Source organism: Nioella sediminis, assembly GCF_001879695.1.
GTDB lineage: Bacteria > Pseudomonadota > Alphaproteobacteria > Rhodobacterales > Rhodobacteraceae > Nioella > Nioella sediminis.
The window spans coordinates 1-21,234 of record NZ_MNBL01000026.1 but is presented as its reverse complement, the minus strand read 5'-3'; the positions used below and the strand labels follow the sequence as shown (position 1 = coordinate 21,234).

At 62.0% G+C, this 21,234-nt stretch carries 23 protein-coding genes; 20 read left to right on the top strand and 3 right to left on the bottom strand.

What is annotated here, in order from left to right; translation table 11 throughout:
- The first annotated feature begins 47 nt into the window (after positions 1-47).
- The 8 genes from BKY26_RS02850 to BKY26_RS02815 all read left to right on the top strand — a co-directional run bounded on the left by BKY26_RS02850 (position 48) and on the right by BKY26_RS02815 (position 7,981).
- Positions 48-251: a SlyX family protein gene (locus BKY26_RS02850; protein WP_071688889.1), complete on the top strand. Its 204-nt coding sequence runs from the start codon at positions 48-50 to the stop codon at positions 249-251.
- Between the two features lie 144 nt (positions 252-395).
- A complete protein-coding gene (locus tag BKY26_RS02845; protein WP_071688920.1) occupies positions 396-1,427 on the top strand; it encodes a LacI family DNA-binding transcriptional regulator in 1,032 nt (343 codons plus the stop codon).
- A gap of 94 nt (positions 1,428-1,521) precedes the next feature.
- The gene (locus BKY26_RS02840; RefSeq protein ID WP_071688888.1) at positions 1,522-2,832 is read left to right on the top strand and encodes an ABC transporter substrate-binding protein; all 1,311 of its coding nucleotides are present in this window, start codon (positions 1,522-1,524) and stop codon (positions 2,830-2,832) included.
- Positions 2,833-2,980: 148 nt separating this feature from the next.
- Positions 2,981-3,847: a carbohydrate ABC transporter permease gene (locus BKY26_RS02835; protein ID WP_071688887.1), complete on the top strand. Its 867-nt coding sequence runs from the start codon at positions 2,981-2,983 to the stop codon at positions 3,845-3,847.
- A gap of 10 nt (positions 3,848-3,857) precedes the next feature.
- Positions 3,858-4,688 carry a carbohydrate ABC transporter permease gene (locus tag BKY26_RS02830; protein ID WP_071688886.1) on the top strand — a complete coding sequence of 277 codons (831 nt, stop codon included), beginning with the start codon at positions 3,858-3,860 and terminating at the stop codon, positions 4,686-4,688.
- Positions 4,689-4,700: 12 nt separating this feature from the next.
- Positions 4,701-5,705 (top strand): ABC transporter ATP-binding protein, encoded by a 1,005-nt coding sequence (locus tag BKY26_RS02825; RefSeq protein WP_071688885.1) that lies wholly within the window; start codon positions 4,701-4,703, stop codon positions 5,703-5,705.
- Positions 5,702-6,475 (top strand): L-iditol 2-dehydrogenase, encoded by a 774-nt coding sequence (locus tag BKY26_RS02820; RefSeq protein ID WP_071688884.1) that lies wholly within the window; start codon positions 5,702-5,704, stop codon positions 6,473-6,475. Before BKY26_RS02825 ends, BKY26_RS02820 begins: the two co-directional genes overlap by 4 nt.
- 12 nt (positions 6,476-6,487) lie before the next feature.
- Positions 6,488-7,981 carry a mannitol dehydrogenase family protein gene (locus BKY26_RS02815; protein WP_071688883.1) on the top strand — a complete coding sequence of 498 codons (1,494 nt, stop codon included), beginning with the start codon at positions 6,488-6,490 and terminating at the stop codon, positions 7,979-7,981.
- On the opposite strand, the gene BKY26_RS02810 is transcribed toward BKY26_RS02815, so the two are convergent.
- The gene (locus BKY26_RS02810; RefSeq protein ID WP_071688882.1) at positions 7,978-8,973 is read right to left on the bottom strand and encodes a fatty acid desaturase; all 996 of its coding nucleotides are present in this window, start codon (positions 8,971-8,973) and stop codon (positions 7,978-7,980) included. The two genes, BKY26_RS02815 and BKY26_RS02810, sit on opposite strands and share 4 nt — an antisense overlap.
- Positions 8,974-9,128: 155 nt before the next feature.
- On the bottom strand, positions 9,129-10,349 hold the full coding sequence (locus BKY26_RS02805) for an MFS transporter (protein WP_071688919.1): 1,221 nt from the start codon (positions 10,347-10,349) through the stop codon (positions 9,129-9,131).
- Positions 10,350-10,746: 397 nt separating this feature from the next.
- Here BKY26_RS02805 and BKY26_RS02800 point away from each other — a divergent pair, with 397 nt between their 5' ends.
- From BKY26_RS02800 to BKY26_RS02785, 4 genes are all read left to right on the top strand, one after another.
- Complete coding sequence (locus tag BKY26_RS02800; protein WP_083431295.1) at positions 10,747-12,693, top strand: alpha/beta hydrolase; 1,947 nt, start codon at positions 10,747-10,749, stop codon at positions 12,691-12,693.
- Between the two features lie 211 nt (positions 12,694-12,904).
- On the top strand, positions 12,905-13,555 hold the full coding sequence (gene msrA, locus BKY26_RS02795) for a peptide-methionine (S)-S-oxide reductase MsrA (RefSeq protein WP_071688880.1): 651 nt from the start codon (positions 12,905-12,907) through the stop codon (positions 13,553-13,555).
- 211 nt (positions 13,556-13,766) lie between these two features.
- The gene (locus tag BKY26_RS02790; protein ID WP_071688879.1) at positions 13,767-14,633 is read left to right on the top strand and encodes a 50S ribosomal protein L11 methyltransferase; all 867 of its coding nucleotides are present in this window, start codon (positions 13,767-13,769) and stop codon (positions 14,631-14,633) included.
- Positions 14,634-14,701: 68 nt separating this feature from the next.
- Positions 14,702-15,052, top strand: coding sequence for a hypothetical protein (locus tag BKY26_RS02785; protein WP_083431294.1), 351 nt, complete (start codon positions 14,702-14,704; stop codon positions 15,050-15,052).
- A 70-nt stretch (positions 15,053-15,122) separates the two neighbouring features.
- On the opposite strand, the gene BKY26_RS02780 is transcribed toward BKY26_RS02785, so the two are convergent.
- Positions 15,123-15,323 (bottom strand): DUF1127 domain-containing protein, encoded by a 201-nt coding sequence (locus tag BKY26_RS02780; protein WP_083431293.1) that lies wholly within the window; start codon positions 15,321-15,323, stop codon positions 15,123-15,125.
- A gap of 337 nt (positions 15,324-15,660) precedes the next feature.
- Here BKY26_RS02780 and ruvC point away from each other — a divergent pair, with 337 nt between their 5' ends.
- The 8 genes from ruvC (at position 15,661) to tolQ (ending at position 21,215) form a co-directional block, all read left to right on the top strand.
- Entirely contained in the window at positions 15,661-16,164 is a 504-nt protein-coding gene (ruvC, locus tag BKY26_RS02775; protein ID WP_071688878.1) for a crossover junction endodeoxyribonuclease RuvC, read from the top strand.
- The gene (gene ruvA, locus BKY26_RS02770; protein ID WP_071688877.1) at positions 16,161-16,826 is read left to right on the top strand and encodes a Holliday junction branch migration protein RuvA; all 666 of its coding nucleotides are present in this window, start codon (positions 16,161-16,163) and stop codon (positions 16,824-16,826) included. The genes ruvC and ruvA overlap by 4 nt, the downstream gene beginning before the upstream one ends.
- Before the next feature lies 1 nt (position 16,827).
- Positions 16,828-17,856 carry a Holliday junction branch migration DNA helicase RuvB gene (gene ruvB / locus BKY26_RS02765; protein WP_071688876.1) on the top strand — a complete coding sequence of 343 codons (1,029 nt, stop codon included), beginning with the start codon at positions 16,828-16,830 and terminating at the stop codon, positions 17,854-17,856.
- Between the two features lie 19 nt (positions 17,857-17,875).
- On the top strand, positions 17,876-18,709 hold the full coding sequence (locus BKY26_RS02760; protein WP_071688875.1) for a hypothetical protein: 834 nt from the start codon (positions 17,876-17,878) through the stop codon (positions 18,707-18,709).
- Between the two features lie 12 nt (positions 18,710-18,721).
- On the top strand, positions 18,722-19,357 hold the full coding sequence (locus BKY26_RS02755) for a hypothetical protein (RefSeq protein ID WP_071688874.1): 636 nt from the start codon (positions 18,722-18,724) through the stop codon (positions 19,355-19,357).
- Between the two features lie 126 nt (positions 19,358-19,483).
- Complete coding sequence (locus tag BKY26_RS02750) at positions 19,484-19,888, top strand: GFA family protein (RefSeq protein ID WP_071688873.1); 405 nt, start codon at positions 19,484-19,486, stop codon at positions 19,886-19,888.
- 111 nt (positions 19,889-19,999) lie between these two features.
- A complete protein-coding gene (ybgC, locus tag BKY26_RS02745; protein WP_071688872.1) occupies positions 20,000-20,401 on the top strand; it encodes a tol-pal system-associated acyl-CoA thioesterase in 402 nt (133 codons plus the stop codon).
- Between the two features lie 121 nt (positions 20,402-20,522).
- Complete coding sequence (tolQ, locus tag BKY26_RS02740) at positions 20,523-21,215, top strand: protein TolQ (protein WP_071688871.1); 693 nt, start codon at positions 20,523-20,525, stop codon at positions 21,213-21,215.
- Positions 21,216-21,234: the final 19 nt, after the last annotated feature.

The following is a 21,234-nucleotide window of genomic DNA, read 5'->3' as shown; positions in this document are numbered from 1 at the left end:
CAAGGCGGCGGGCTGGCCTTTCGGGCAAAACCCTGTAGGAAGAGCATATGAGTGACACAACCCATCTTGAGGAAACACTGGCCCACCTGACCCGTCAGGTCGAGGATCTGTCTGACGTGATTGCGCGCCAAGACCGGGAGATTGCGGTTCTAACCCGCCGGGTCGAGATGCTTATGAACCGCGAGGCAGAGCGCGAGCTTGATCAGGGCGGCTCGGTGCCGCTGGCCGATCAGAAGCCACCGCACTGGTAGGGTTTTCAGCCCGTTCAACTTGACGGGTCCGGGGCAGGCTGCCTACCTTGAAAGAGCAGATATTTAACGCGCGGCATGTTTGATGCACGTTTTTTGGGTCAGCCGCGTGATGCCCGGCCTGGGTTTGAAGGGAACGACCTGCCAATGAGCGACCGCAAGATCAGGAACATGGAAGAGTTCGCCGCCGTCAGCGGCATCTCGCGGCCAACCGTTTCCAAGTATTTCAACGACCCCGACAGCGTGCGCCAGACCACGCGCGCCCGGATCGAGGCCGCGCTGGAGCAATATGACTACCGCCCCAATGTGTTCGCCATCAACCAGAACCGGCGACTGACCAAGAATCTCGGGATCGTCGTGCCCTATCTGGCCGACCCCTTCTTCGCCGAGATTGCCCGCAATATCGAGAATCTGTGTATCGAGGCGGGGTTTCGCCCGATCCTGCTTAGCTCGCATGGCGAACAATCGCAGGAAATCGACAATCTCGACAGCCTTCGGTCGCTCAAACCCGCGGGTGTTCTGTTGGCCCCCCTGGGACGGGCCTCGGATAGATCCGCCATTGAGCGGTTTTGCGAGGACGTGCCGACGGTTCTTTTCGACAGCAATATCGAGGGGATGGGCGAGGCCTTTGTCGGGTCCGACAACGCCAGTTTCGTCAATCAAACGGTCGATTACCTGATGCGCAGCGGCGAACCGCCCTGCTTTCTGGAAATGCGCACCCCCGCGAACCCGAACGCCAACAAGCGCCGTATTGCCTATATTGAGGCGATGAAGCGTCACGGGCAGGACCCCGTGGTTGTGGGAATGGAAGGTGACGGGTGGGCCTTTGAAGAGATCGGGCGGCAGGGCACGCATGCGGCGCTCTCTGCCGGGGATTTCACCACCAACACCATCCTGTGTTCGAATGACCGTCTGGCCATCGGGGCACTGTCGGCCTGTTATGAACGGGGGCTGAAGGTCGGACGCGGGTCGGATTGTGATCTGCGCGTGGCGTCCCATGACGATCATCCGTTTTCGCGTTTCACCTGCCCGGCCCTGACCACGGCGGCCCATGACTATACCGCCGTTGCGGGGCGCAGTGTGGAAACCCTCTTGGAACTGATCGAAAGCGGCGGGCGATTCTCATCCCGGCAGGAGACCCTGTTTCCCGCGCATCTGGTGGTTCGCGCTTCGGCCTGAAAGGTCATAAAATTTACGCGCGTAAAAATTATGTTGACGCGCGTATGATTCTTCCGCATGGTGCAGCGCATTACATCCATCAAGGGAGGACAGGATGTCTTCGAAGACTCTTATTCGCACCACCAGTGCACTTGCACTTTGCCTGACTGCATCGGCAGCGCTGGCACAGGACACGACCATCACCATCGCGACCGTGAACAACGGCGACATGATCCGCATGCAGGGCTATACGGACCAGTTCACCGAGGCGACCGGTATCGCGGTTGAGTGGGTAACGCTGGAAGAAAACGTGCTGCGTCAGCGCGTGACCACCGACATCACTACCAATGGCGGCCAGTTCGACATCATGACCATCGGCATGTACGAAACCCCGATCTGGGGCGCCAATGGCTGGCTGGTTCCGCTGGACAACCTGTCCGAAGAGTACAATGTCGACGACATCCTGCCCGCCATGCGCGGCGGTCTGAGCCACGAGGGCACGCTCTATGCAGCGCCCTTCTACGGCGAAAGTTCCATGGTCATGTACCGCACCGACCTGATGGAAGCGGCTGGCCTCGAAATGCCCGAGGCCCCGACCTGGCAGTTCATCCGCGAAGCCGCGGCTGCAATGACCGACCGTGAAAACGACATCAACGGCATCTGCCTGCGCGGTAAGGCCGGTTGGGGTGAAGGCGGCGCCTTCATCACCGCGATGTCCAACTCCTTCGGCGCACGCTGGTTCGACATGGACTGGAACGCTCAGTTCGACACCCAACCCTGGCTCGACACGCTGACCTTCTTCGAAGGCATGATGTCCGAATCCGGTCCCGCCGGTTACGCGACCAACGGCTTCACCGAGAACCTGAACCTGTTCAATCAGGGCCTTTGCGGCATGTGGATCGACGCCACCGTGGCGGCGTCTTTCGTGACCAACCCGGAAGATTCGGAAGTTGCGGACTCGGTCGGTTTTGCGCTTGCACCCGACAATGGTCTTGGCGTGCGGTCCAACTGGTTGTGGGCCTGGGCGCTGGCCATTCCCGCAGGCACGCAGCAGTCGGATGCGGCGCTGCAGTTCATCGAATGGGCAACCTCCAGCGATTATATCGAGCTGGTTGCCGAGAACGAAGGTTGGGCCAACGTCCCGCCGGGTGCGCGGACCTCGCTCTATGAGAACCCGAACTACATCTCGGTTCCCTTCGCGCAGATGACGCTGGACTCGATCCTGTCGGCTGATCCGAACAACTCCACCGTTGAACCGAGCCCCTATGTCGGCATCCAGTTCGCGGCCATTCCGGAGTTCGCAGGTATCGCCTCCGAGGTAAGCCAGGAGTTCTCGGCCTTCTATGCCGGTCAGCAGACCGTCGAAGAGGCTCTGGCGAACGCTCAGGCGATCACCTCTGAAGCCATGGAAGCTGCGGGCTACTAAGGCCGGTTTCTTCCTCCCGGGGGGCGGCCCTCATCCGCCCCCCAACTCTCTCTCTCTATTTTGCTGGTCGCAACTGGCCGGCCCTTTTTCCCCTTGGCATTCTGTTCCGGACGCCCGACCCGCGCCGACAGAAAGAGAGGATCCCATCATGGCTACCCAGCATTCCCGATCCGCTGCCCGAATAATGATGGCACCAGCGGTCTTTTTTCTCCTAGTCTGGATGCTTGTCCCGCTTTGCATGACCCTGTGGTTTTCGGTCAGAGACTTTCGCCCTCTGCGCGGTGGCGACAATGGTTTCGTCGGTCTTGAGAACTTCGTTCGGTTTGTTTCTTCGAGCGCATTCTGGCCCGCGATTTTGACGACGCTCATGATTGTCGGCGGTGTGCTGCTGATCTCGATCGTCTTCGGTGTTCTTCTGGCAATCCTGCTGGACAAGCCGATGTGGGGACAGGGGATCGTCCGTATCCTCGTCATCGCGCCGTTCTTCGTGATGCCCACCGTGTCTGCACTGGTCTGGAAGAACATGTTCATGGACTCCGTGAACGGTGTCTTTGCCCACCTTTGGCGCTTCTTCGGCGCGGATCCGGTGGTCTGGTTATCGGAAGTGCCAACATTTTCGATCGTCATGATCGTGTCCTGGCAGTGGCTGCCCTTCGCGACGCTGATCCTTCTGACTGCGATCCAGTCGCTCGACAGCGAGCAGTTGGAAGCCGCGGAAATGGACGGCGCCTCGCCCCTGTCGCGCTTCTTCTACATCACTCTGCCGCACCTGAGCCGCGCCATCACGATTGTCGTTCTGATCCAGACAATCTTCCTGCTGGCGATCTTTGCAGAGATCTTCGTGACGACGGGCGGAGCCTTCGGCACCCGCACCCTGACCTACCTGATCTTCCAGCGTGTGCTGGAAAGCCAGAACGTGGGCCTTGGTTCGGCGGGCGGTGTCTACGCCATCATCCTCGCCAATATCGTTGCGCTCTTCCTGATGCGCATCGTCGGCAAAAACCTGGATAAGTGAGGGACTAGAAATGGCTAGAGCTGTCACTACTCAACGCAAGGCCCTGAACACCGCGGTTGCGTGGATTATCGGCCTTCTCATCTTCTTCCCGATCCTTTGGACGATCCTGACATCGTTCAAGACCGAGGCAGACGCGATCGCAAACCCGCCGGTCCTCTTCGCCTTCGACTGGACGCTGGAGAACTACGCCGAGGTCATGGAGCGGTCCAACTACGGCCGATTCCTGAGCAACTCGATCATCATCGCGGGTGGGTCAACGATCCTGGGTATCATCATCGCGGTCCCGGCGGCCTGGTCCATGGCCTTCGTTCCTTCGAAGCGGACCAAGGATATTCTGCTGTGGATGCTGTCGACCAAGATGCTGCCCGCCGTGGGGGTGCTCTACCCGATCTACCTGCTCTGCATTCAGCTTGGCGTGCTCGACAACCGGTTTGCCCTGGTCGTGATCCTGATGCTGATCAATCTGCCGATCATCGTCTGGATGCTCTACACCTATTTCAAGGAAATCCCCGGTGAGATCCTGGAAGCTGCACGGATGGACGGGGCGAGCCTGAAGGAAGAGATCCTCTATGTTCTCACCCCGATGGCCGTGCCGGGCATCGCCTCGACCTTGCTGCTCAACTTCATCCTGGCCTGGAACGAAGCTTTCTGGACGTTGAATCTGACCTCGGTCGATGCCGCGCCTCTGACCGCCTTCATTGCCAGCTATTCCAGCCCGGAAGGTCTGTTCTTCGCCAAGCTCAGCGCAGCTTCGACCATGGCTATCGCACCCATCCTCATCCTTGGCTGGTTCAGCCAGAAACAACTTGTCCGTGGCCTGACCTTCGGCGCCGTCAAATAAGGAACCAAGAACATGGGACGCATTACGCTTGATAAAGTCCGTAAAGCCTTTGGTGAGGTTGAAGTCATCCCGCCGCTGGACCTGACCATTGAAGACGGTGAATTTGTGGTCTTCGTCGGCCCCTCGGGCTGCGGCAAGTCCACCCTTCTGCGCCTGATCGCGGGGCTGGAGGACGTGACCAGCGGTGTCATCAGCATCGACGGCGCGGATGCCACCATGGTGCCCCCCGCCAAGCGCGGCCTTGCGATGGTGTTCCAGTCCTATGCGCTTTACCCGCATATGTCGGTGCGCAAGAACATCGCCTTCCCGATGAAGATGGCGGGCATCCCCCAGGACGAGCAGAACCGCCGGATCGAGGCTGCCGCCAAGGCGCTGAACCTCACCGACTATCTCGACCGTCGTCCCGGCCAGCTTTCTGGTGGCCAGCGTCAGCGGGTCGCCATCGGCCGCGCAATCGTGCGCGAACCGGCGGCATTCCTCTTCGATGAACCGCTGTCCAACCTTGACGCAGCGCTGCGCCACGGGATGCGGCTGGAAATCAGCGAACTGCACAAGCGGCTTGATACGACCATGATCTACGTGACCCACGACCAGGTCGAAGCGATGACGATGGCCGACAAGATCGTGGTGTTGCAAGGGGGCGTGATCGAACAGGTTGGGTCGCCGATGGAGCTTTATCGCACGCCGCGCAACATCTTCGTTGCGGGCTTTATCGGCAGCCCCAAGATGAATCTTCTGACCGGTGAAGAGGCCGCCAAACGGGGGGCCCATACGGTTGGCATCCGCCCCGAGCATGTCACGATCTCGACCACCGATGGCGCCTGGAAAGGCACTGTCGGCGTGGCTGAACATCTGGGGTCCGACACGTTCCTGCATGTCCACCGCGAAGGCGCGACCGACCCCATGACCGTGCGCGTGGACGGCGAGTTCAGCGCCAAGCACGGCGACACCGTGTGGCTTACCGCGCAGGAAGAGCAGATCCACAAGTTCGACGCTGACGGGCTGCGCATCGCATGAAACGGCTGGCGGGAAAAACGGCTCTGATCACGGGGGCCGCTCGAGGGATCGGCCTGGCTTTCGCCGAAGCCTATGTCGCGGAAGGTGCGCGGGTTGCGATTGCCGATATCGACATCGCGCGCGCCCGCGCCGCGGCGGCCGATCTCGGCGCGGCGGCGATTGCCGTGGAGATGGACGTGACCCGGCAGGACAGCATCGACACGGCCGTAGCGGAAACCTTGGACAGGCTCGGCCAGATCGACATCCTGATCAACAATGCTGCAATCTTTTCCGCCGCCCCGATCGTCGAGATCACCCGCGAAGACTTCGACCGGGTGTTCAAGATCAATGTCTCCGGTGCGCTTTTCACGATGCAGGCGGTTGCCAAGCACATGATAGAGCGCGGGCAGGGTGGCAAGATCATCAACATGGCCAGCCAGGCGGGTCGTCGGGGTGAGGCGCTTGTCGGGGTCTATTGCGCCTCCAAGGCTGCCATCATCAGCCTGACCCAGTCGGCGGGGCTGGACCTGATTAAACACGGGATCAACGTGAACGCCATCGCCCCCGGCGTTGTGGACGGGGAACACTGGGACGGCGTCGACGCCTTCTTCGCCAAATACGAAAACAAGGCCCCCGGACAGAAGAAGCGCGAGGTCGGTGAAGCCGTTCCCTTCGGCCGCATGGGCACTGCACGGGATCTGACCGGCATGGCCGTTTTTCTGGCCTCGCACGAGGCCGACTATATCGTCGCCCAGACATACAATGTCGACGGCGGCAACTGGATGAGCTGAGGGAGACCGGCCATGGCCAGCGCCGTGCAAAAGACATTCTCGGACCTGCTTCCCCTGTCGAATGCCACTCTGGCGGCTTTGCCCGCAGAGGTGCGGCGCCCTGGCTATGACCGGTCTGGCCTGACCGCCGGCATCGTCCATATCGGCGTGGGCAATTTTCATCGTGCGCATCAGGCCTGGTATCTGAGCCGGCTGATGGAGATGGGGCTGGCGCAGGACTGGGCCATCCTTGGGGCCGGGGTCCGGCCCTATGATGCGGCGATGCGCGACAAGCTGCTGGCGCAGGATTGCCTGACCACCCTGATCGAGCTGGACGGCGATCACCGGGCGGCAGAGGTCATCGGCTCGATGATCGACTATGTGCCGGTTGCCGAAGGTCACGGCCCGTTGATTGCGGCGATGGCCGATCCCGCCATTCGCATCGTTGCGATGACCGTGACGGAGGGCGGGTATTTTCAGTTGGGTGGGGAGCTGGATATCGCTCATCCCGAAATCGTCCATGATGCGGCGAATCCCGACCGGCCCGGCACCGTGTTTGGCGCGATCATCGCGGCGCTGCGGCTGCGGCGGGAAAGGGGGGACGGACCCGTCACGCTGCTGAGCTGTGACAACCTGCAGGGCAATGGCGCGATCCTGCGGGGCGTTGTCCTCGGGTTGGCGCGCCTTTCCGACCCTGCGCTGGCCGACTGGATTGAAGAGAGTTGTAGTTTCCCCAATTCGATGGTGGATTGCATCGTGCCCGCGACCGGCGAACGCGAGCTGGATTTCGCGCGGGCCTTCGGAGTGAACGACGCCGCGCCCGTCTCGCATGAGGCGTTCCGGCAGTGGGTGATAGAGGATGATTTCTGCGCAGGTCGTCCGCCGCTGGAGAAGGTCGGAGTAACCTATTCGGGTTCGGTTCACGACTACGAGATGATGAAGCTGCGTATTCTGAATGCAGGGCATCAGATGGTGGCGAATGCGGGGGCTCTGCTGGGGCTGGAAACGATAGCGGAGGCGACGACGCACCCGGCCGTCGGGGCGTTCCTGCACAAGGTGTTGAGCGAAGAGGTCGCGCCGCATGTCCCCTCAGTGGCAGAATTCACGCCGGACCAGTACATCACGCTGATCAAGCGACGCTTTTCCAACCCGTCCATCGTTGACACCACGCGGCGTGTGGCGTTCGACGGCTCCAGCAGGCATCCCGGTTTCGTGCTGCCCTCGCTGCGCGATGCCCTGTTGTCGGACGGCGGGTTTTCCGGGCTGGCCCTGACCGAAGCGCTATGGGCGCGCTATTGTCTGGGAACGACCGAGGCCGGGGAGGCCATCGCCGCAAACGACCCGCAATGGGACCGGCTGACGAAACGCGCCAGAGAGGCCGTGGACCGACCGCAAGCATGGCTGGAGATGTCGGCAATCTATGGCGATCTTGCGCAGGACCCACGATTTGCAACCGCATTCGCGGACTGGATGGGCATCCTTGCCCAAGACGGGGTAGAGGCCGCGATTGCGCTATATGTCGGCTAGCCCGTCATCCGTTGCATCAACCCGCTGAACACCCGCCGTTCTCTCGGGAAGGGCACCAGGCGTTCCTGATCCTCGTCCCACAGCTTCAGGGTGAAACTGCGGATCGCCTCTGGCCAGTTGATCGTCGGCAGGTCGAACTGGTCGCGGATGGCCCGGTGGCATTTGCGCAGACGGTAGCTGGGGATATTGGCGTTGAAATGGTGGATGTCGTGATAGGCGATGTTGCCGGTCGCAAGATCGAACCACCAGCCGAGGTCCAGCGCCGATGACCCTTGCAGCGCCGCCTGATCGTGGCGAAGGTCGGGGCGGCGGTCCCAGTAAGTGTCCTCGAAATTGTGCTGAAGATAGACGAGGAACACGCCTGAACAGGCTGCCACGAAGACGGTGGCCAGATAGACCATCAGCGCGGGCATGCCGCCAAGCCAGTAGAGCAGCGCGATCCATCCCAGTAGCAGCACATCATGGGCCAGCACCCCTGCGGCGCCGACCTTCAGCGTGTTCTTGGGCCAGCGATAGCGTAGGGCATAGACGAAGACGCCGCCGATAGGGATCAGGATCAGCGGGTTGCGGTAGAGGCGATAGAACAGGCGCGTTTTCCAGTCGGCCTCGTTCCATTCGCGCAGGGTCATGGTGTGGATCTCGCCCGACCGGCGTTCTTCCAGATCACCAAGGAATTTGTGGTGTTCGTTGTGGTTGTACTGCATTGCCCGGTATGGGGTCAGCGTGAAGGTCGACAGACCGTAACCGGCCCAATCGTTCATCCACCGCTTGGAAAACAGCGAACTGTGCCCGCAATCATGTTGCAGCACGTAAAGCCTGACACCCGACAGCGCGTTGATGACCACCAGCGGGGCCACCAGATACCAGGCGTCGTAGAAATGGACGGCAAGGTAGAGCGTCAGGAAATAGACGGCGAAAGTGCCGAAATAACTGGCCGAGGCAAGCGCGTCGCTGCGCTCGCAATAGGCGCGGGTGACTTCTCGTATCGACATTGAACCGGTCTCTTGTTCTGTCTCGCACGAGGTGCCGGTCTGGCCCGGTCCCTCGCATCTGGAAGATGTGGTCGTCGCGTAGCCATTTCAAATTTTGGTGACAGGAATTTAACGGAAAAATCCGCTCTGGTCGACTCCGGCCACGTCGGTCGGCATCAGGCCGCCACCGGTGCCGCGCGGCGGGGCCGGGATTGCAGCAGGATCAGCGCCATGATTCCGATGTTCAGAATATTGAAGGCGATGCCGTTGATGAAGGCCCATTGGTAGCTGCCGGTCACGTCATAGATCCAGCCCGACATCCAGCCGCCGATGGCCATGCCCGCGATGGTCGACATCATCACCAGCCCCACGCGAGCGCCGGCCTCTCTCGGGGGCAGGTATTCGCGCACGATGATGGCGTAGCTCGGCACGATGCCCCCCTGGCTAAGCCCGAAGACGAGGCTGACGATATAGAGCGATGTGAGTCCGGTGGTCGGCAGATAAAGGAACAGCGCGATACATTGCAGGGCAGAGCCGATAAGCAGCGTCGTCACGCCTCCCAGCCAGTCGGCCAGCGCACCTGAAACCAGCCGTGAGGCCACTCCGCCGAACAGCATCAGAGACAGCATCTCGGCCCCGATGGCCGGCCCGTAGCCAAGGTCGGTGCAGAAAGCCACGATATGGACCTGCGGCATCGACATGGCGACGCAGCAGCCGATGCCCGCAATGGCCAGCAGCATGGTCAGGGTCCGGGGTGAAAAGCTGACAGCGCGGGCGCGCAAGGCGGCGGAGGCCTCGGCCTCCACGCGTGCGGCCTCGGGCACGCGGGCGCGCAGCAGCAAAGACAGGGGGACCATCACCAGAAGCGTGACCACCGCCAGCACCAGATAAGCTGTGCGCCATCCCTGAGTGGCGAGGATATCGGCCAGGATCAGCGGCCAGATCGCGCCGGAAAGATAGTTGGACGAGGCGGCGATGGCCACCGCAATCCCCCGTCGGCGCAGGAACCAGTGCGACACGTCGGCGATAAGCGGTCCGAAACAGGTGGCGGTTCCGAAGCCGATCAGCAATTGCAGGGCCGTCAAGGTCGCGATGTTGGGCGCCATGGCCGCCCCGGCGAAACCAAGGGCGATCAGCACGGCAGCGGCAATCATCGAGACGGTGATCCCCCACCGGTCCACGGCCCGCCCGATGAAGTAATTGCCAAGCGCAAAGCCCACCATTGTCAGCGTGTAGGGCAGGGACGCATCGCCCCGGTCCACGTTGAATTCGGCCTGCACGGCGGGAAGGATGACGATGATCGCCCACATGCCGACATTACCCACCAGACCGATGGTCAGGGAAATCGCAAGGCGCATCCATGAGGCGCGCGAGTCGAGGGCGGAAGCGGGTGTCATGGCGCGGACGTTAGGGGCGGTTTCGGCGATTGGGAAGGGGAACGTAGCGAAGAATGCGCCTGCATGCACGCCGTTGCCAGCATGCAGGTCCGAATTGATGCACGAGGCGTCTGGTGCATGGCAGAGGTCGCCCTGGAAGATGTCGCAAGCGCGTGAAGCATCACTGCCCTCAAGCATTCGATCCGGTTGACATTCGGGAAGATGTGCTCGGATTGCTGATGAAATCTGTTGCTTGCGGTCTTGGCGCAACCTATGCTTGTGAAGCGCGCCATAGAATATCCCGTAGATGGGCATCTGACGCAACTGACTGGACCGGCGCCGCGCCCCAAGTTCTGCCGGTTCTTCCCCTATAGTTTGTTCATTTGTTGATCTGTTGGACTCTCATGGGAGATTTGGAATGAAATACTCAGTGCAGGGTGGTGCTGCAGCCACCGTTTTGGGTCTGACGCTTGTGCTTGGCCTTCCCGCGCATTCTCAAAGCATGGCGGAAGCCTTCACCGCTATCGGAGCGGAGGTTTGCGACGACAGCGACTTGCTGTGCGTGTCCGTTGAGGTGCCCCTGAACCATTTTGATCCGGTCGTTGGGGAAACCATCCAGATCACCTACGCCCTGAGCCCGGCGGCTGAGGAAAGCCTCGGGCTCATGGTCTATGTGGTGGGGGGACCGGGCGGCACCGCTGTGGTGGATGCCGACTACTACCTGTCGGATATCGCACAAGACGTTCTCGATGCCTATGACATCATGTTCTTCGATCTGCGTGGCGTAGGCACGGAACACGGGATCAGTTGCCCAACAGCGCTGGACGCCCTGTTCCGCGCGGACGGGATGCATTTTGACCCTGGGTCCAAAGATGTCCGCGATGGTATCGTGACAGCTGTCGACACCTATATCGCGGATTGCACCGCCGAGATGGCGTACCCGGAGGTTCTGCCGCATGTGGGAACCGACCAGGCAGTCCGCGATCTGGAGGTTTTGCGCCAGGCTATCGGTGCGCCCGAGCTTTGGCTGTACGGGCACAGCTATGGCACCGAATTCGTTCAGGAATATGCGGCAACGTTCCCTGACGCCGTGGCCGGAGTCATTTTGGATTCCGTGGTCGATCCCGAACTGACGCTGACGGCATTTCAGGAAAGTACCCTGACCGGATCAGAGGCGCTGCTGGAAAGGATGTTCGCGTTCTGCGATGCCGACGCAGAGTGTTCTGCAGACATGGGTATGCCGACCGCGCAGGCGTATGAGGCGCTTCAGACGCTACTATCGGACGGCGCGATCATGGTTGATTATCCGCTTGCGGAGGGCGGAACAGAACCGAGGGAACTGGATCTTGCATTCCTTCAGGCATCTACCTTCAACAACCTTTATTCCCCTGGTGGCCGATCCTGGTTCCTTCGGGTTCTGGCAGCTGCAAGCCGGGGCGATCTGATCCCGTTGCTGCGCGACGGCTACTACGAGTCTTCGGTTGATATCGAAAGCAACGTGCCATTGCTCGACGAAGACGAAGGGTTCTACGGCGCGGCCTATTACGCGATTGTCTGCGAGGACTGGACCGAGGGCCAAGACCCCGACGCCGAGATGGCCCGCGTTCTGCACGCAACCGAAATGATGGCCCCCGAGCTGCCGCGCTTCCTGGATACCTATTTTCAGGAGCTCAGCATTTGCGCCCGTATGGCGCTACCGGCAAGCGAGCCGCGCCCGCCATTTGTCGGTGGTGACTATCCAACGCTGGTGCTGAATTCATCGACCGATCCGATTACGCCGATCGACCAGGCGGTCGCTGTCTTTGAACGCAGCCAGAATGCGGCATTGATTGTTCTAGAAGGTGGCCCCCATGTCGTCTGGCGCATGGACTATCCCTGCATTGAATCCGCCGTTGTGCGCCTGTTGGTGGACGGTGAAATGCCCGAAGTGCCCATTCAGGTCTGCCAGACCGATTTCGTTCCGTACTATACCCCCCTGAGCCTGCCGACCGAGCCGTTGGACCCACTGTGGTTGGCGCGGTCGGTGCTGCTGGAAATGGATATGGATCTTGCGTTCCTCGGCTATGCCATGGACTACGATGCCGCCTCCGGCTGCACCCGTGGCGGAACACTGGAGGCCGTGGAAACCGACGAGGGGGCCCAACTGACGTTCAGCGATTGCAGCTACTGGGACGGGGTTTCCGTCAGCGGAGCGGGTACGATGACCGGCGAGGATTACGAGATTGAGCGGATCAACCTGACGCTGACCGTGACCTCGAACGGGATGGAAATGGGTCAGATCGACTACAATCAGGACTGGCTGACAGGCACGGACTGGATCGCCGGGACGTGGAACGGACAGACGATCACGACAACTTGGCAATGAAATCCCCGGAGTGTCACGGACCGTTGGTCATCTGGGAGAGCTGAAGAGGCGAACCTGGCATCTCTCCGTTTCTCTGGTCCCGGAGGCCGCGCCGTCCTTCCCGGATCGCGCAGTCGTGAGCGAAAGCGCGTGTGAATTATCTGGTCGTGATGCGGCTTGCGCCCCATCTATTGACGGATGCAAGATGCCGGAAGCGAAAGGGAGACGCGCAATGTTCGGGTTCAAGGCAAAGAAGATGGAGATGGTCTCGGCTGCCGAGGCGCTGCCGGGACGGGCGCAGCCGATTCCCACGGCACAGACGCATTTCCTGTCCGGTCGCCCCCTGACCCTGGACGTGCCCGAGGGCATGGAAGTGGCCATGTTCGGCATGGGCTGTTTCTGGGGCGTGGAGCGGATCTTCTGGAAACTCGATGGCGTCTGGCTGACCATGGTGGGCTATTCGGGCGGGCACACGCCCAATGCCACCTATGAAGAGGTCTGCACCGCGCGGACCGGCCACAATGAGGTGGTGCGCGTGGTCTATGATCCCAAGGTCGTCAGCTACGAGGCGCTGCTGAAGGTGTTCTGGGAAAACCACGACCCGACGCAGGGCATGCGCCAGGGCAATGACATGGGCACCCAGTACCGGTCGGGGATCTACACGTTCTCGGAGGCGCAGCAGCAGGCCGCCAAGGACAGTCTTCCGGGCATGCAGGCCCGGCTGAAAGCGGCCGGGTTCGGCGCGATCACCACCGAGATCCTGCCCGCCCCGGAATTCTACTTTGCCGAGGACTACCACCAGCAATACCTGGCCAAGAACCCCTCGGGCTATTGCGGGATCGGCGGCACCGGCGTGACCTGCCCCATCGGGCTCGACGCCTGACGGCGCCGACCGGGGAACGGCCCGGCTCAAGCCCCCGTTCGGGGGCCCTCACCGATCCGTGCTGCCGTGGGATATCTGCGCGGGCGGTGCGACATTGGGTCGGCGGAGAAGGCTGGCAGGTCAGGAATTGGGTATTTGGGCAAAGAACAAGGCGCATTGTGTTTTTTGCAGCCTGCGCCTAAGGCGTGTGGGACCTGACAGGAGTTGACCGATGCCGACCTTCACCGCCCTCACCACCCTTGAAGACAAGGATCAGGCCGAGGCGCTTGGCCTTGCCCTGGAAGAGATCGAGCCCGAGGCGACGGGCGTCGGTGTCTTCGAGATGGAGGATGGGTCCGGCCTGTGGGAAGTGGGCGCCTATTTCGTGGAGGCCCCGGACGAGGTGGCCCTGGCGCTGCTGGCGGCGGCCCATGATGCCAGGCCCTTCGTGGTGTCTGAACTACCGGAAACCGATTGGGTGGCCCATGTGAAACGCGAGCTGCATCCGGTAGAGGCCGGGCGGTTCTTCGTCTATGGCAGCCATGATGCGGACAAGGTGCCGGATGGGTGTGTTCCCCTCCTGATCGAGGCGGCGATGGCCTTTGGCACCGGGCATCACGGGACGACCAAGGGTTGTCTGGAGGCACTGGAGCGGCTGATCCAAGCCGGTGAGGTCAAGAAGAACACGGTCGATATCGGCTGCGGCACCGCCGTTCTGGCGCTGGCGGCGGCCAAGGTCTGGCCTGAGCCGGTTATGGCCTCCGATATCGACGAGGTTGCCGTGGATGTGGCCCTGGCCAATGTCGCGGCCAATGGCGAGGCGGGGCGGGTGCGCTGCCTTGAGGCGGCGGGGTTCGATCACGCGGAGCTGCATGCCGCCGCGCCCTATGACCTGATCTTCGCCAATATCCTGAAAGGCCCGCTGGTGGAGCTGGCCCCTGATGTGGCGGCGCATTGCGCGGAAGGTGGCCATGTCATCCTGTCCGGTTTGCTCAATGAACAGGGCGACGAGGTGGTCGCGGCCTATGAGGCGCAGGGCATGACCCTGGAGCATCGGGCCGAGCTTGGCGAATGGACCACGCTGACCCTGCGCCGCTGACCGGCACAGTTTTGCCATAATTTGCGGATAATTTGCGCACGGGTGGGGCAGGCGCAAGAGGTGCCCCGATGGATGCGAATTATGACCGGTTTCAGGAACGGCTGCGCAGGATGAATCCGTCCGGCGCGGGCGAGGGACATGGCGTGGTGGTGCAGCCAGACGGGCTCGTCGTGCCTCGCCGCCGACGTGTTCGCCTGTCGTTTCCCTGGCGCAGCTTGGTACTCGCGGTGATCTGCTGTTTCCTGTTCAAGGGATTCATGATCTGGCACCAGGGCGAGGCGGATTACGCCGCGCGGTTGGCGGAATTGTCGGACCAGTCCACCGGCCATCGGGCCGCGGCATGGGTTCTGTCCATGGATCCGGTATCTGTCTGGATCGGCACGACCTTGAGAGACGCGATCGGGCGTCCACCGGTCTGACCCCCTTGAAACGAAAGAAACCGCCCCGGGGTCGGAGCGGCTTCAATCGGGGAGAGAAGAGAGAGATATCTCAGCGGTAGATGCCATTGGCAATCGAGTCGATATCCCCGCGGTTCAGGCCCAGATCGTCCAGTTCACGATCGGACAGAGCCTCCAGCGCTTTGCGGGTCACGCGGGCGTCGTTCCAGGCTGCAATCCGACCCACGAAGATGGAGAGGATCGAGGCGACGCTGAAGCCGGCGTCAACGGTGCGGTTGGTCACGGTAGCCATCTGAATGTTCCTTCCAGATAAGAGGGTGGGTTGCGAAGTGTTCGCTTGCTGAACCGGCATCTAGGAGCCGGGGCTGGCCCGAGCAATACCGATTTTCGCATGGGTCATATGCAATCTGCGCATAGGTCTGAATCGGACGTAACGACATGAATTTCGGGCAAAAATTCGCCACAATTCCTGTCGGAACAGGATCAGGAAATTGTCCTGAATCGACATCCCCGCTGGTGCTTGTCGCTTTTGTTTCAATGGACGCCGAAAACCGACTTTGTCTGGTCAATGTTCTTGTTTCGTGCTAGTGCTGCAAAAAAGTCGCAAGAAATTTGAGGGGTCGGGCAGCATGAGGATCATCGGGATCGATCCGGGGCTCAGAAACATGGGTTGGGGCGTGATCGAATCGCGGGGATCGCGACTCAGCCATATCGCCAATGGAACCTGTCACAGCGAAGGAAAGGACCTCGCCGCGCGGCTTTTGTCGCTGCACCGGCAGTTGACTGATGTCTTGGACCGCTGGCAGCCGGACCAGGCCGCCGTAGAGCAGACCTTCGTCAACCGCGATGCGGTGGCCACGCTGAAATTGGGGCAGGCGCGGGGGATCGCGCTGCTGGTGCCGGCGCAGGCGGGGCTCAGCGTTGCGGAATACGCCCCTAATGCGGTCAAGAAAACGGTGGTCGGCGTGGGTCATGCGGAAAAGGGGCAGGTGGCGCATATGGTCAAGATGCAATTGCCGGGCGCGAACCCATCCAGCCCCGACGCGGCGGATGCGCTTGCCATTGCCATCTGTCATGCCTTTCATGCGCAGACCGCAGGCCGACTGGCCGCGGCAGTGGAGGCGGGGCGATGATCGGCAAACTGACAGGCCGGGTGGATTACAAGGGCAGCGACCATGTGCTGCTGGATGTGAATGGCGTGGGCTATGTCGTTTACTGCTCCGACCGGACGCTGGCCGCCCTGCCGGGACCGGGCGAGGCGGCGGCGCTTTTCACCGAATTGCTGGTGCGTGAGGACCTGTTGCAGCTTTTCGGCTTCCCGACGCTTTACGACCGCGAATGGCACCGGCTGCTGATTTCCGTTCAGGGCGTGGGGGCCAAGGCGGCGATTGCCATTCTGGGCACTTTGGGGGCCGAGGGCGTGGCGCGGGCGATCTCGCTTGGCGATGCGGCGGCGGTCAAGGCCGCGCCCGGTGTCGGCCCCAAACTGGCGCAGCGGGTGGTGATGGAGCTGAAGGACAAGGCGCCGGGCGTCATGGCCATGGGCGGCGAGGTGATCGAGGCTTTGGGGGATGCCCCGGCGGCGGCACCTGTCGGACAGCCCGACATCGCGGCCCCGATCCGGGCGCGGCCGTCATCCTCTTCGCAGGCCGAAGCCCTTTCGGCGCTGAAGAACCTGGGCTATGCCCCGGCAGAGGCCGCCATGGCCGTGGCGCAGGCCGCAGGGGACGCGCCGGATGCGGAAACCCCGGCCCTGATCCGCGCGGCGCTGAAGCTGCTGGCCCCGAAGGATTGAGATGACAGAGCCCGACCCCACCCTGCGCGCGACGCCCTTGCCAGAGGATCAAAGCCCTGACCGGGCATTGCGCCCGCAGGAGCTGACCGAGTTCATCGGCCAGGAGGAGGCCCGCGCCAACCTGCGTGTCTTCATTGAAAGCGCACGGCGGCGGGAAGAGGCGATGGACCACGTATTGTTCCATGGCCCCCCCGGTTTGGGCAAGACGACGCTGGCACAGATCATGGCGCGGGAACTGGGGGTGAACTTCCGCATGACCTCTGGCCCGGTTCTGGCCAAGGCGGGCGACCTTGCCGCGATCCTGACCAATCTGGAGGCGCGGGATGTGCTGTTCATCGACGAGATCCACCGACTTAACCCGGCGGTTGAGGAGGTGCTCTACCCCGCAATGGAAGATTTCGAACTGGACCTCGTGATCGGTGAAGGCCCCGCCGCGCGGACGGTGCGGATCGAGCTGCAGCCCTTTACGCTGGTTGGCGCCACGACCCGGCTCGGCCTGCTGACAACGCCGTTGCGGGACCGGTTTGGCATTCCCACGCGGCTGCAATTCTACACGGTGCCGGAACTGCACGAGATCGTGACCCGCGGATCGCGGATGTTGGGCATCCCGTCCGATCCCGAAGGCGCGCTGGAGATTGCCCGCCGCGCCCGGGGTACCCCCCGGATCGCAGGGCGGCTGCTGCGCCGGGTGGTGGATTTCGCACTGGTCGAAGGCGACGGGCGGTTGACGCAGGCGATTGCCGATAGCGCTCTGACACGGCTCGGGGTCGATCACCTCGGCCTCGACGGGGCCGACCGGCGCTACATGCTGCTGATGGCTGAGAACTACGGCGGTGGCCCCGTGGGGGTGGAGACCATGGCCGCGGCCCTGTCGGAAAGCCGTGATGCGATCGAAGAGGTGATCGAGCCTTATCTGCTGCAACAGGGCTTGATCGCGCGCACCCCGCGCGGAAGGATGCTGGCATCCAAAGGCTGGTCGCATCTGGGTCTTGCCGCACCGATGCCCCCCGAACAGGGCAGCCTGATTTAACCCGATCGGGAGCATTGCCATGATCCGTTTTCTAAGTGCCGCCCTTCTTGTCCTCTCGGCCAGCGCTGCAAGTGCCGATGTAGACTTCGGCAGCTATGACCAGTTCCAGACCCGTTTCGGCGCGGCCTCCGTTGTCGGGGCGAGCCCCAGTCAGGGGCTGGTGGTGTCCGGTGCGACCCTGCCGGTGGAACTGGACTATATGTGGGAAATCCTGGGGGCCTGGGCGCTTGAAGGATCGGACCATGACTGGCTGCTGGCCACCCACCACCATGGCGGCAATATGTGCGGGCCGGGCGTGACGGTGATCCGCGTTGGCCAGGGCACGGTGCAGGTGATGGGCGAAACCGAGGCCTGTGAGGGTGCGGTCAGCGATATGCGGATCGAACCCGATGCGCTGGAACTCGACATCTTCGTCGACGGCATGCGCCAGCAATTCACCACCTACCGGTTCAGCGATGCGGGCATGGAGACCACGCCCGGCGAACAACCCTTTGCGGGTACTCCCGCTGGTCCCGGCGCGGATGCGACCCGCTGGATCGGGGAACATCCCTTTGCGATCTTCCGCGACCCCGGCGAACGTGCCCGCTTCCTGACCATCATGACCGAAGACCAGATCCGCGATCTGTCCGACCGGATCGGCCCGGCCAACAGCGTGATCCAGCGGGGCGATTGGGTGCTTGGGGCGGGCTGTATGGCCCATGCCTGCAACATTTCGGCGGGCGCTTGGGGCATTCGCATTTCGGACGGCGCGGCGGCTGCTGCAATCTATGAAAACGGCTCCGCCCCGCAGGTCTATGGCCCTGCCGCCTATGATCCGGTATTCGCGGGCTGGATGGCTGAGAATAACCTGTAAGGAGCCCCCGGAATGGATGCCGACGCTGTCACGCGCCTTTTTACCCGGTCTGACGGGAACTATCTCTTTGCCCGGTGGGGCCGTCCCATCGTGCCCGTGGTCTTCGGGGTAGAGGACGCGACCGTCAGCATCCTGAAAGGCGCGATAGAGGCGGTGGTGGCTCTGGCCGGTCACAAGATGGCAGAGACCGACCCGGAACTGGGCGCGAACCTGATGGTCTTTTTCTTCCGCGAGTGGGACGAACTGACTGAAACGCCCAATCTCGACCGGCTGATCCCAGACCTGCCCGCCACGGTGGACCGGCTGAAAGCGGCGGATGCCAACCAGTATCGCAGCTTCCGTTTTGACGACACGGGGGCCATTCAGGCGGGGTTCGTCTTCATCCGCATGGATGAGGAGATGGCCAAGGTCCCGGCGGAAACGATCGCGCTTTCCCAGATGGTGCAGGTGATCCTGCTGTGGTCCGACACGGCCTTCACCGACAGCTCCCCCCTCGCCGCCGCGCCGGGGCAACCAGCCGTCCTGAAACCCGAGATCGCCAACGTGATCCGCGCAGGCTACGACCCGGTGATGCCCGCCAGCGCCAACGACCCGAGCCACGGGCTGAGGCTGGCGGCACGGGTGGGGGCGCTTGGCCATCAGGCCTGATCTTATGCTTTGTCGCGGCGCGCACCCCTGAACCGGCGCTGATTGTAGCGTCTGGCCAAGTAGCCGTCGCATTGATGCGATTTGCGTGCAACGCTGACCCAACTGTCAAAGCCGGAGAAAGCTGCCATGCAGGTTGATGGAGGATGCCTTTGCGGATTTGTCCGCTACGAAGCTGAAATTGACGCCGACCGGGTCGCGATATGTCACTGTAACGATTGTCAGGTAAATTCCGGTGCCGCCTTCGGTTTGGTTGCCGGGGTGGTTGACGGGGCCTTTACGCTGTTGTCCGGGGAATTGAAGTCGTTCAACAAGACTGCAGAGAGTGGCCGCATTCGAAAGCTGAGTTTCTGCCCGAACTGCGGAACCCGTATTCATGCCAGTACCGAAGACGACCCGAACGCGTTTTTCGGACTTCGTGTCGGCACGATCAGACAGCGGGCGTCGCTGACTCCGAAAGTGCAGGTCTGGTGCCAATCGACATTGCCCTGGGTGCCTGACATCGCAAGCATTCCCAAGCGCGACGCCCAATAGACCAGAGTCAGACCCGTGCGCTGCCAAAGCATCCCGCCACGCCCACCTTCCTGTGCGCCGTGACTTGTGTCAGCTTGGAAGGCCACACGCGTTCGCTTTACAGGAGACCGCATGACCCACCAGTTCCAAACCCGCGTCTATTATGAAGACACCGATCTGGCGGGGATCGTTTATCACGCCAATTACCTCAAGTTCATCGAACGGGCGCGGTCAGAGATGGTGCGCGAGGCGGGGATTTCGCAGACCGCGCTGAAAGCCGAGAAGGGGATCGTCTTTGCGGTGCGGCGGATGGAGATGGATTTCATCGCCCCCGCCCGATTCGAGGATGATCTGAGGGTCGAAACCCGGCTGACCGGCGTCAAAGGGGCCAGTTTCGACCTTGATCAGTCCGTCTGGCGGGGCGCAGACCGGCTCTACGCGGCCAAGGTTCAGGTGGTTTGCTTGACGGATTCCGGCCGCGCGGTGCGAATTCCGGCGGATATCCGCCAAAAGCTGGTTACGTTTCAGCAGTGAAACCGACCGTGACGCAAGCCAATGGTGTTTGCTCTTCCTCTTTGCTAAATTCCCCTCCAAATGAGATGCCGCGAGCAAGATGGCATCCGACCAGAGGCCGGGCAGATAGGATACGCACTTCATGGAAACCGAAACGCTGAGCATGGCGCAGGAGATGGATTTCTCGCTGCTGGCCCTGTTCTTCCGCGCAAGCTTTGTCGTCCAGATCGTCATGGTGATGCTGTTCGCGGCGTCGATCTGGGTTTGGGCAATTGCCTTCCAGAAATTCTCCACCTACCGGCTGTCGCGCCGTCGCGCCGCGCAGTTCGATGCGGCCTTCTGGTCGGGCGAGCCGCTGGATGAGCTGTTTGACAAGGTGGCCGAACGGCCCCGGTCCGCGTCGGAACGGGTCTTCGTCGCGGGCATGACCGAATGGCAGCGATCCTTGCGCGATGACGGGGCGCTCATTCCCGGCGTGCAGCAGCGGGTGGACCGGTCGATGGACGTGGCGATTGGACGAGAGGCCGAGCGGCTGACATCCGGTCTCAACTTCCTCGCCACCACCGGTGCGACGGCGCCCTTCATCGGGCTGTTCGGCACGGTCTGGGGGATCATGCGGTCCTTCCAGGAGATTGCCACTTCGGGCAATACCTCGCTTGCTGTCGTCGCCCCCGGTATTGCCGAGGCGCTGCTGGCCACCGGGCTTGGCCTTTTGGCCGCTATTCCGGCGGTGATCCTCTACAACAAGCTTTCCGCCGATGCCGACCGGCTGGTCGCGGGGTACGAGGGTTTTGCCGACGAGTTTTCCACACTTCTGTCGCGGCAGTTGGACTGACCCATGGGTGCCGGAGTGA

Bases quoted from the DNA above. Each gene is read 5' to 3' on its own strand.
- BKY26_RS02850 (WP_071688889.1), top strand. From the start codon at position 48: ATGAGTGACACAACCCATCTTGAGGAAACACTGGCCCACCTGACCCGT.
- BKY26_RS02845 (WP_071688920.1), top strand. From the start codon at position 396: ATGAGCGACCGCAAGATCAGGAACATGGAAGAGTTCGCCGCCGTCAGC.
- BKY26_RS02840 (WP_071688888.1), top strand. From the start codon at position 1,522: ATGTCTTCGAAGACTCTTATTCGCACCACCAGTGCACTTGCACTTTGC.
- BKY26_RS02835 (WP_071688887.1), top strand. From the start codon at position 2,981: ATGGCTACCCAGCATTCCCGATCCGCTGCCCGAATAATGATGGCACCA.
- BKY26_RS02830 (WP_071688886.1), top strand. From the start codon at position 3,858: ATGGCTAGAGCTGTCACTACTCAACGCAAGGCCCTGAACACCGCGGTT.
- BKY26_RS02825 (WP_071688885.1), top strand. From the start codon at position 4,701: ATGGGACGCATTACGCTTGATAAAGTCCGTAAAGCCTTTGGTGAGGTT.
- BKY26_RS02820 (WP_071688884.1), top strand. From the start codon at position 5,702: ATGAAACGGCTGGCGGGAAAAACGGCTCTGATCACGGGGGCCGCTCGA.
- BKY26_RS02815 (WP_071688883.1), top strand. From the start codon at position 6,488: ATGGCCAGCGCCGTGCAAAAGACATTCTCGGACCTGCTTCCCCTGTCG.
- BKY26_RS02810 (WP_071688882.1), bottom strand. From the start codon at position 8,973: ATGTCGATACGAGAAGTCACCCGCGCCTATTGCGAGCGCAGCGACGCG.
- BKY26_RS02805 (WP_071688919.1), bottom strand. From the start codon at position 10,349: ATGACACCCGCTTCCGCCCTCGACTCGCGCGCCTCATGGATGCGCCTT.
- BKY26_RS02800 (WP_083431295.1), top strand. From the start codon at position 10,747: ATGAAATACTCAGTGCAGGGTGGTGCTGCAGCCACCGTTTTGGGTCTG.
- msrA (WP_071688880.1), top strand. From the start codon at position 12,905: ATGTTCGGGTTCAAGGCAAAGAAGATGGAGATGGTCTCGGCTGCCGAG.
- BKY26_RS02790 (WP_071688879.1), top strand. From the start codon at position 13,767: ATGCCGACCTTCACCGCCCTCACCACCCTTGAAGACAAGGATCAGGCC.
- BKY26_RS02785 (WP_083431294.1), top strand. From the start codon at position 14,702: ATGGATGCGAATTATGACCGGTTTCAGGAACGGCTGCGCAGGATGAAT.
- BKY26_RS02780 (WP_083431293.1), bottom strand. From the start codon at position 15,323: ATGGCTACCGTGACCAACCGCACCGTTGACGCCGGCTTCAGCGTCGCC.
- ruvC (WP_071688878.1), top strand. From the start codon at position 15,661: ATGAGGATCATCGGGATCGATCCGGGGCTCAGAAACATGGGTTGGGGC.
- ruvA (WP_071688877.1), top strand. From the start codon at position 16,161: ATGATCGGCAAACTGACAGGCCGGGTGGATTACAAGGGCAGCGACCAT.
- ruvB (WP_071688876.1), top strand. From the start codon at position 16,828: ATGACAGAGCCCGACCCCACCCTGCGCGCGACGCCCTTGCCAGAGGAT.
- BKY26_RS02760 (WP_071688875.1), top strand. From the start codon at position 17,876: ATGATCCGTTTTCTAAGTGCCGCCCTTCTTGTCCTCTCGGCCAGCGCT.
- BKY26_RS02755 (WP_071688874.1), top strand. From the start codon at position 18,722: ATGGATGCCGACGCTGTCACGCGCCTTTTTACCCGGTCTGACGGGAAC.
- BKY26_RS02750 (WP_071688873.1), top strand. From the start codon at position 19,484: ATGCAGGTTGATGGAGGATGCCTTTGCGGATTTGTCCGCTACGAAGCT.
- ybgC (WP_071688872.1), top strand. From the start codon at position 20,000: ATGACCCACCAGTTCCAAACCCGCGTCTATTATGAAGACACCGATCTG.
- tolQ (WP_071688871.1), top strand. From the start codon at position 20,523: ATGGAAACCGAAACGCTGAGCATGGCGCAGGAGATGGATTTCTCGCTG.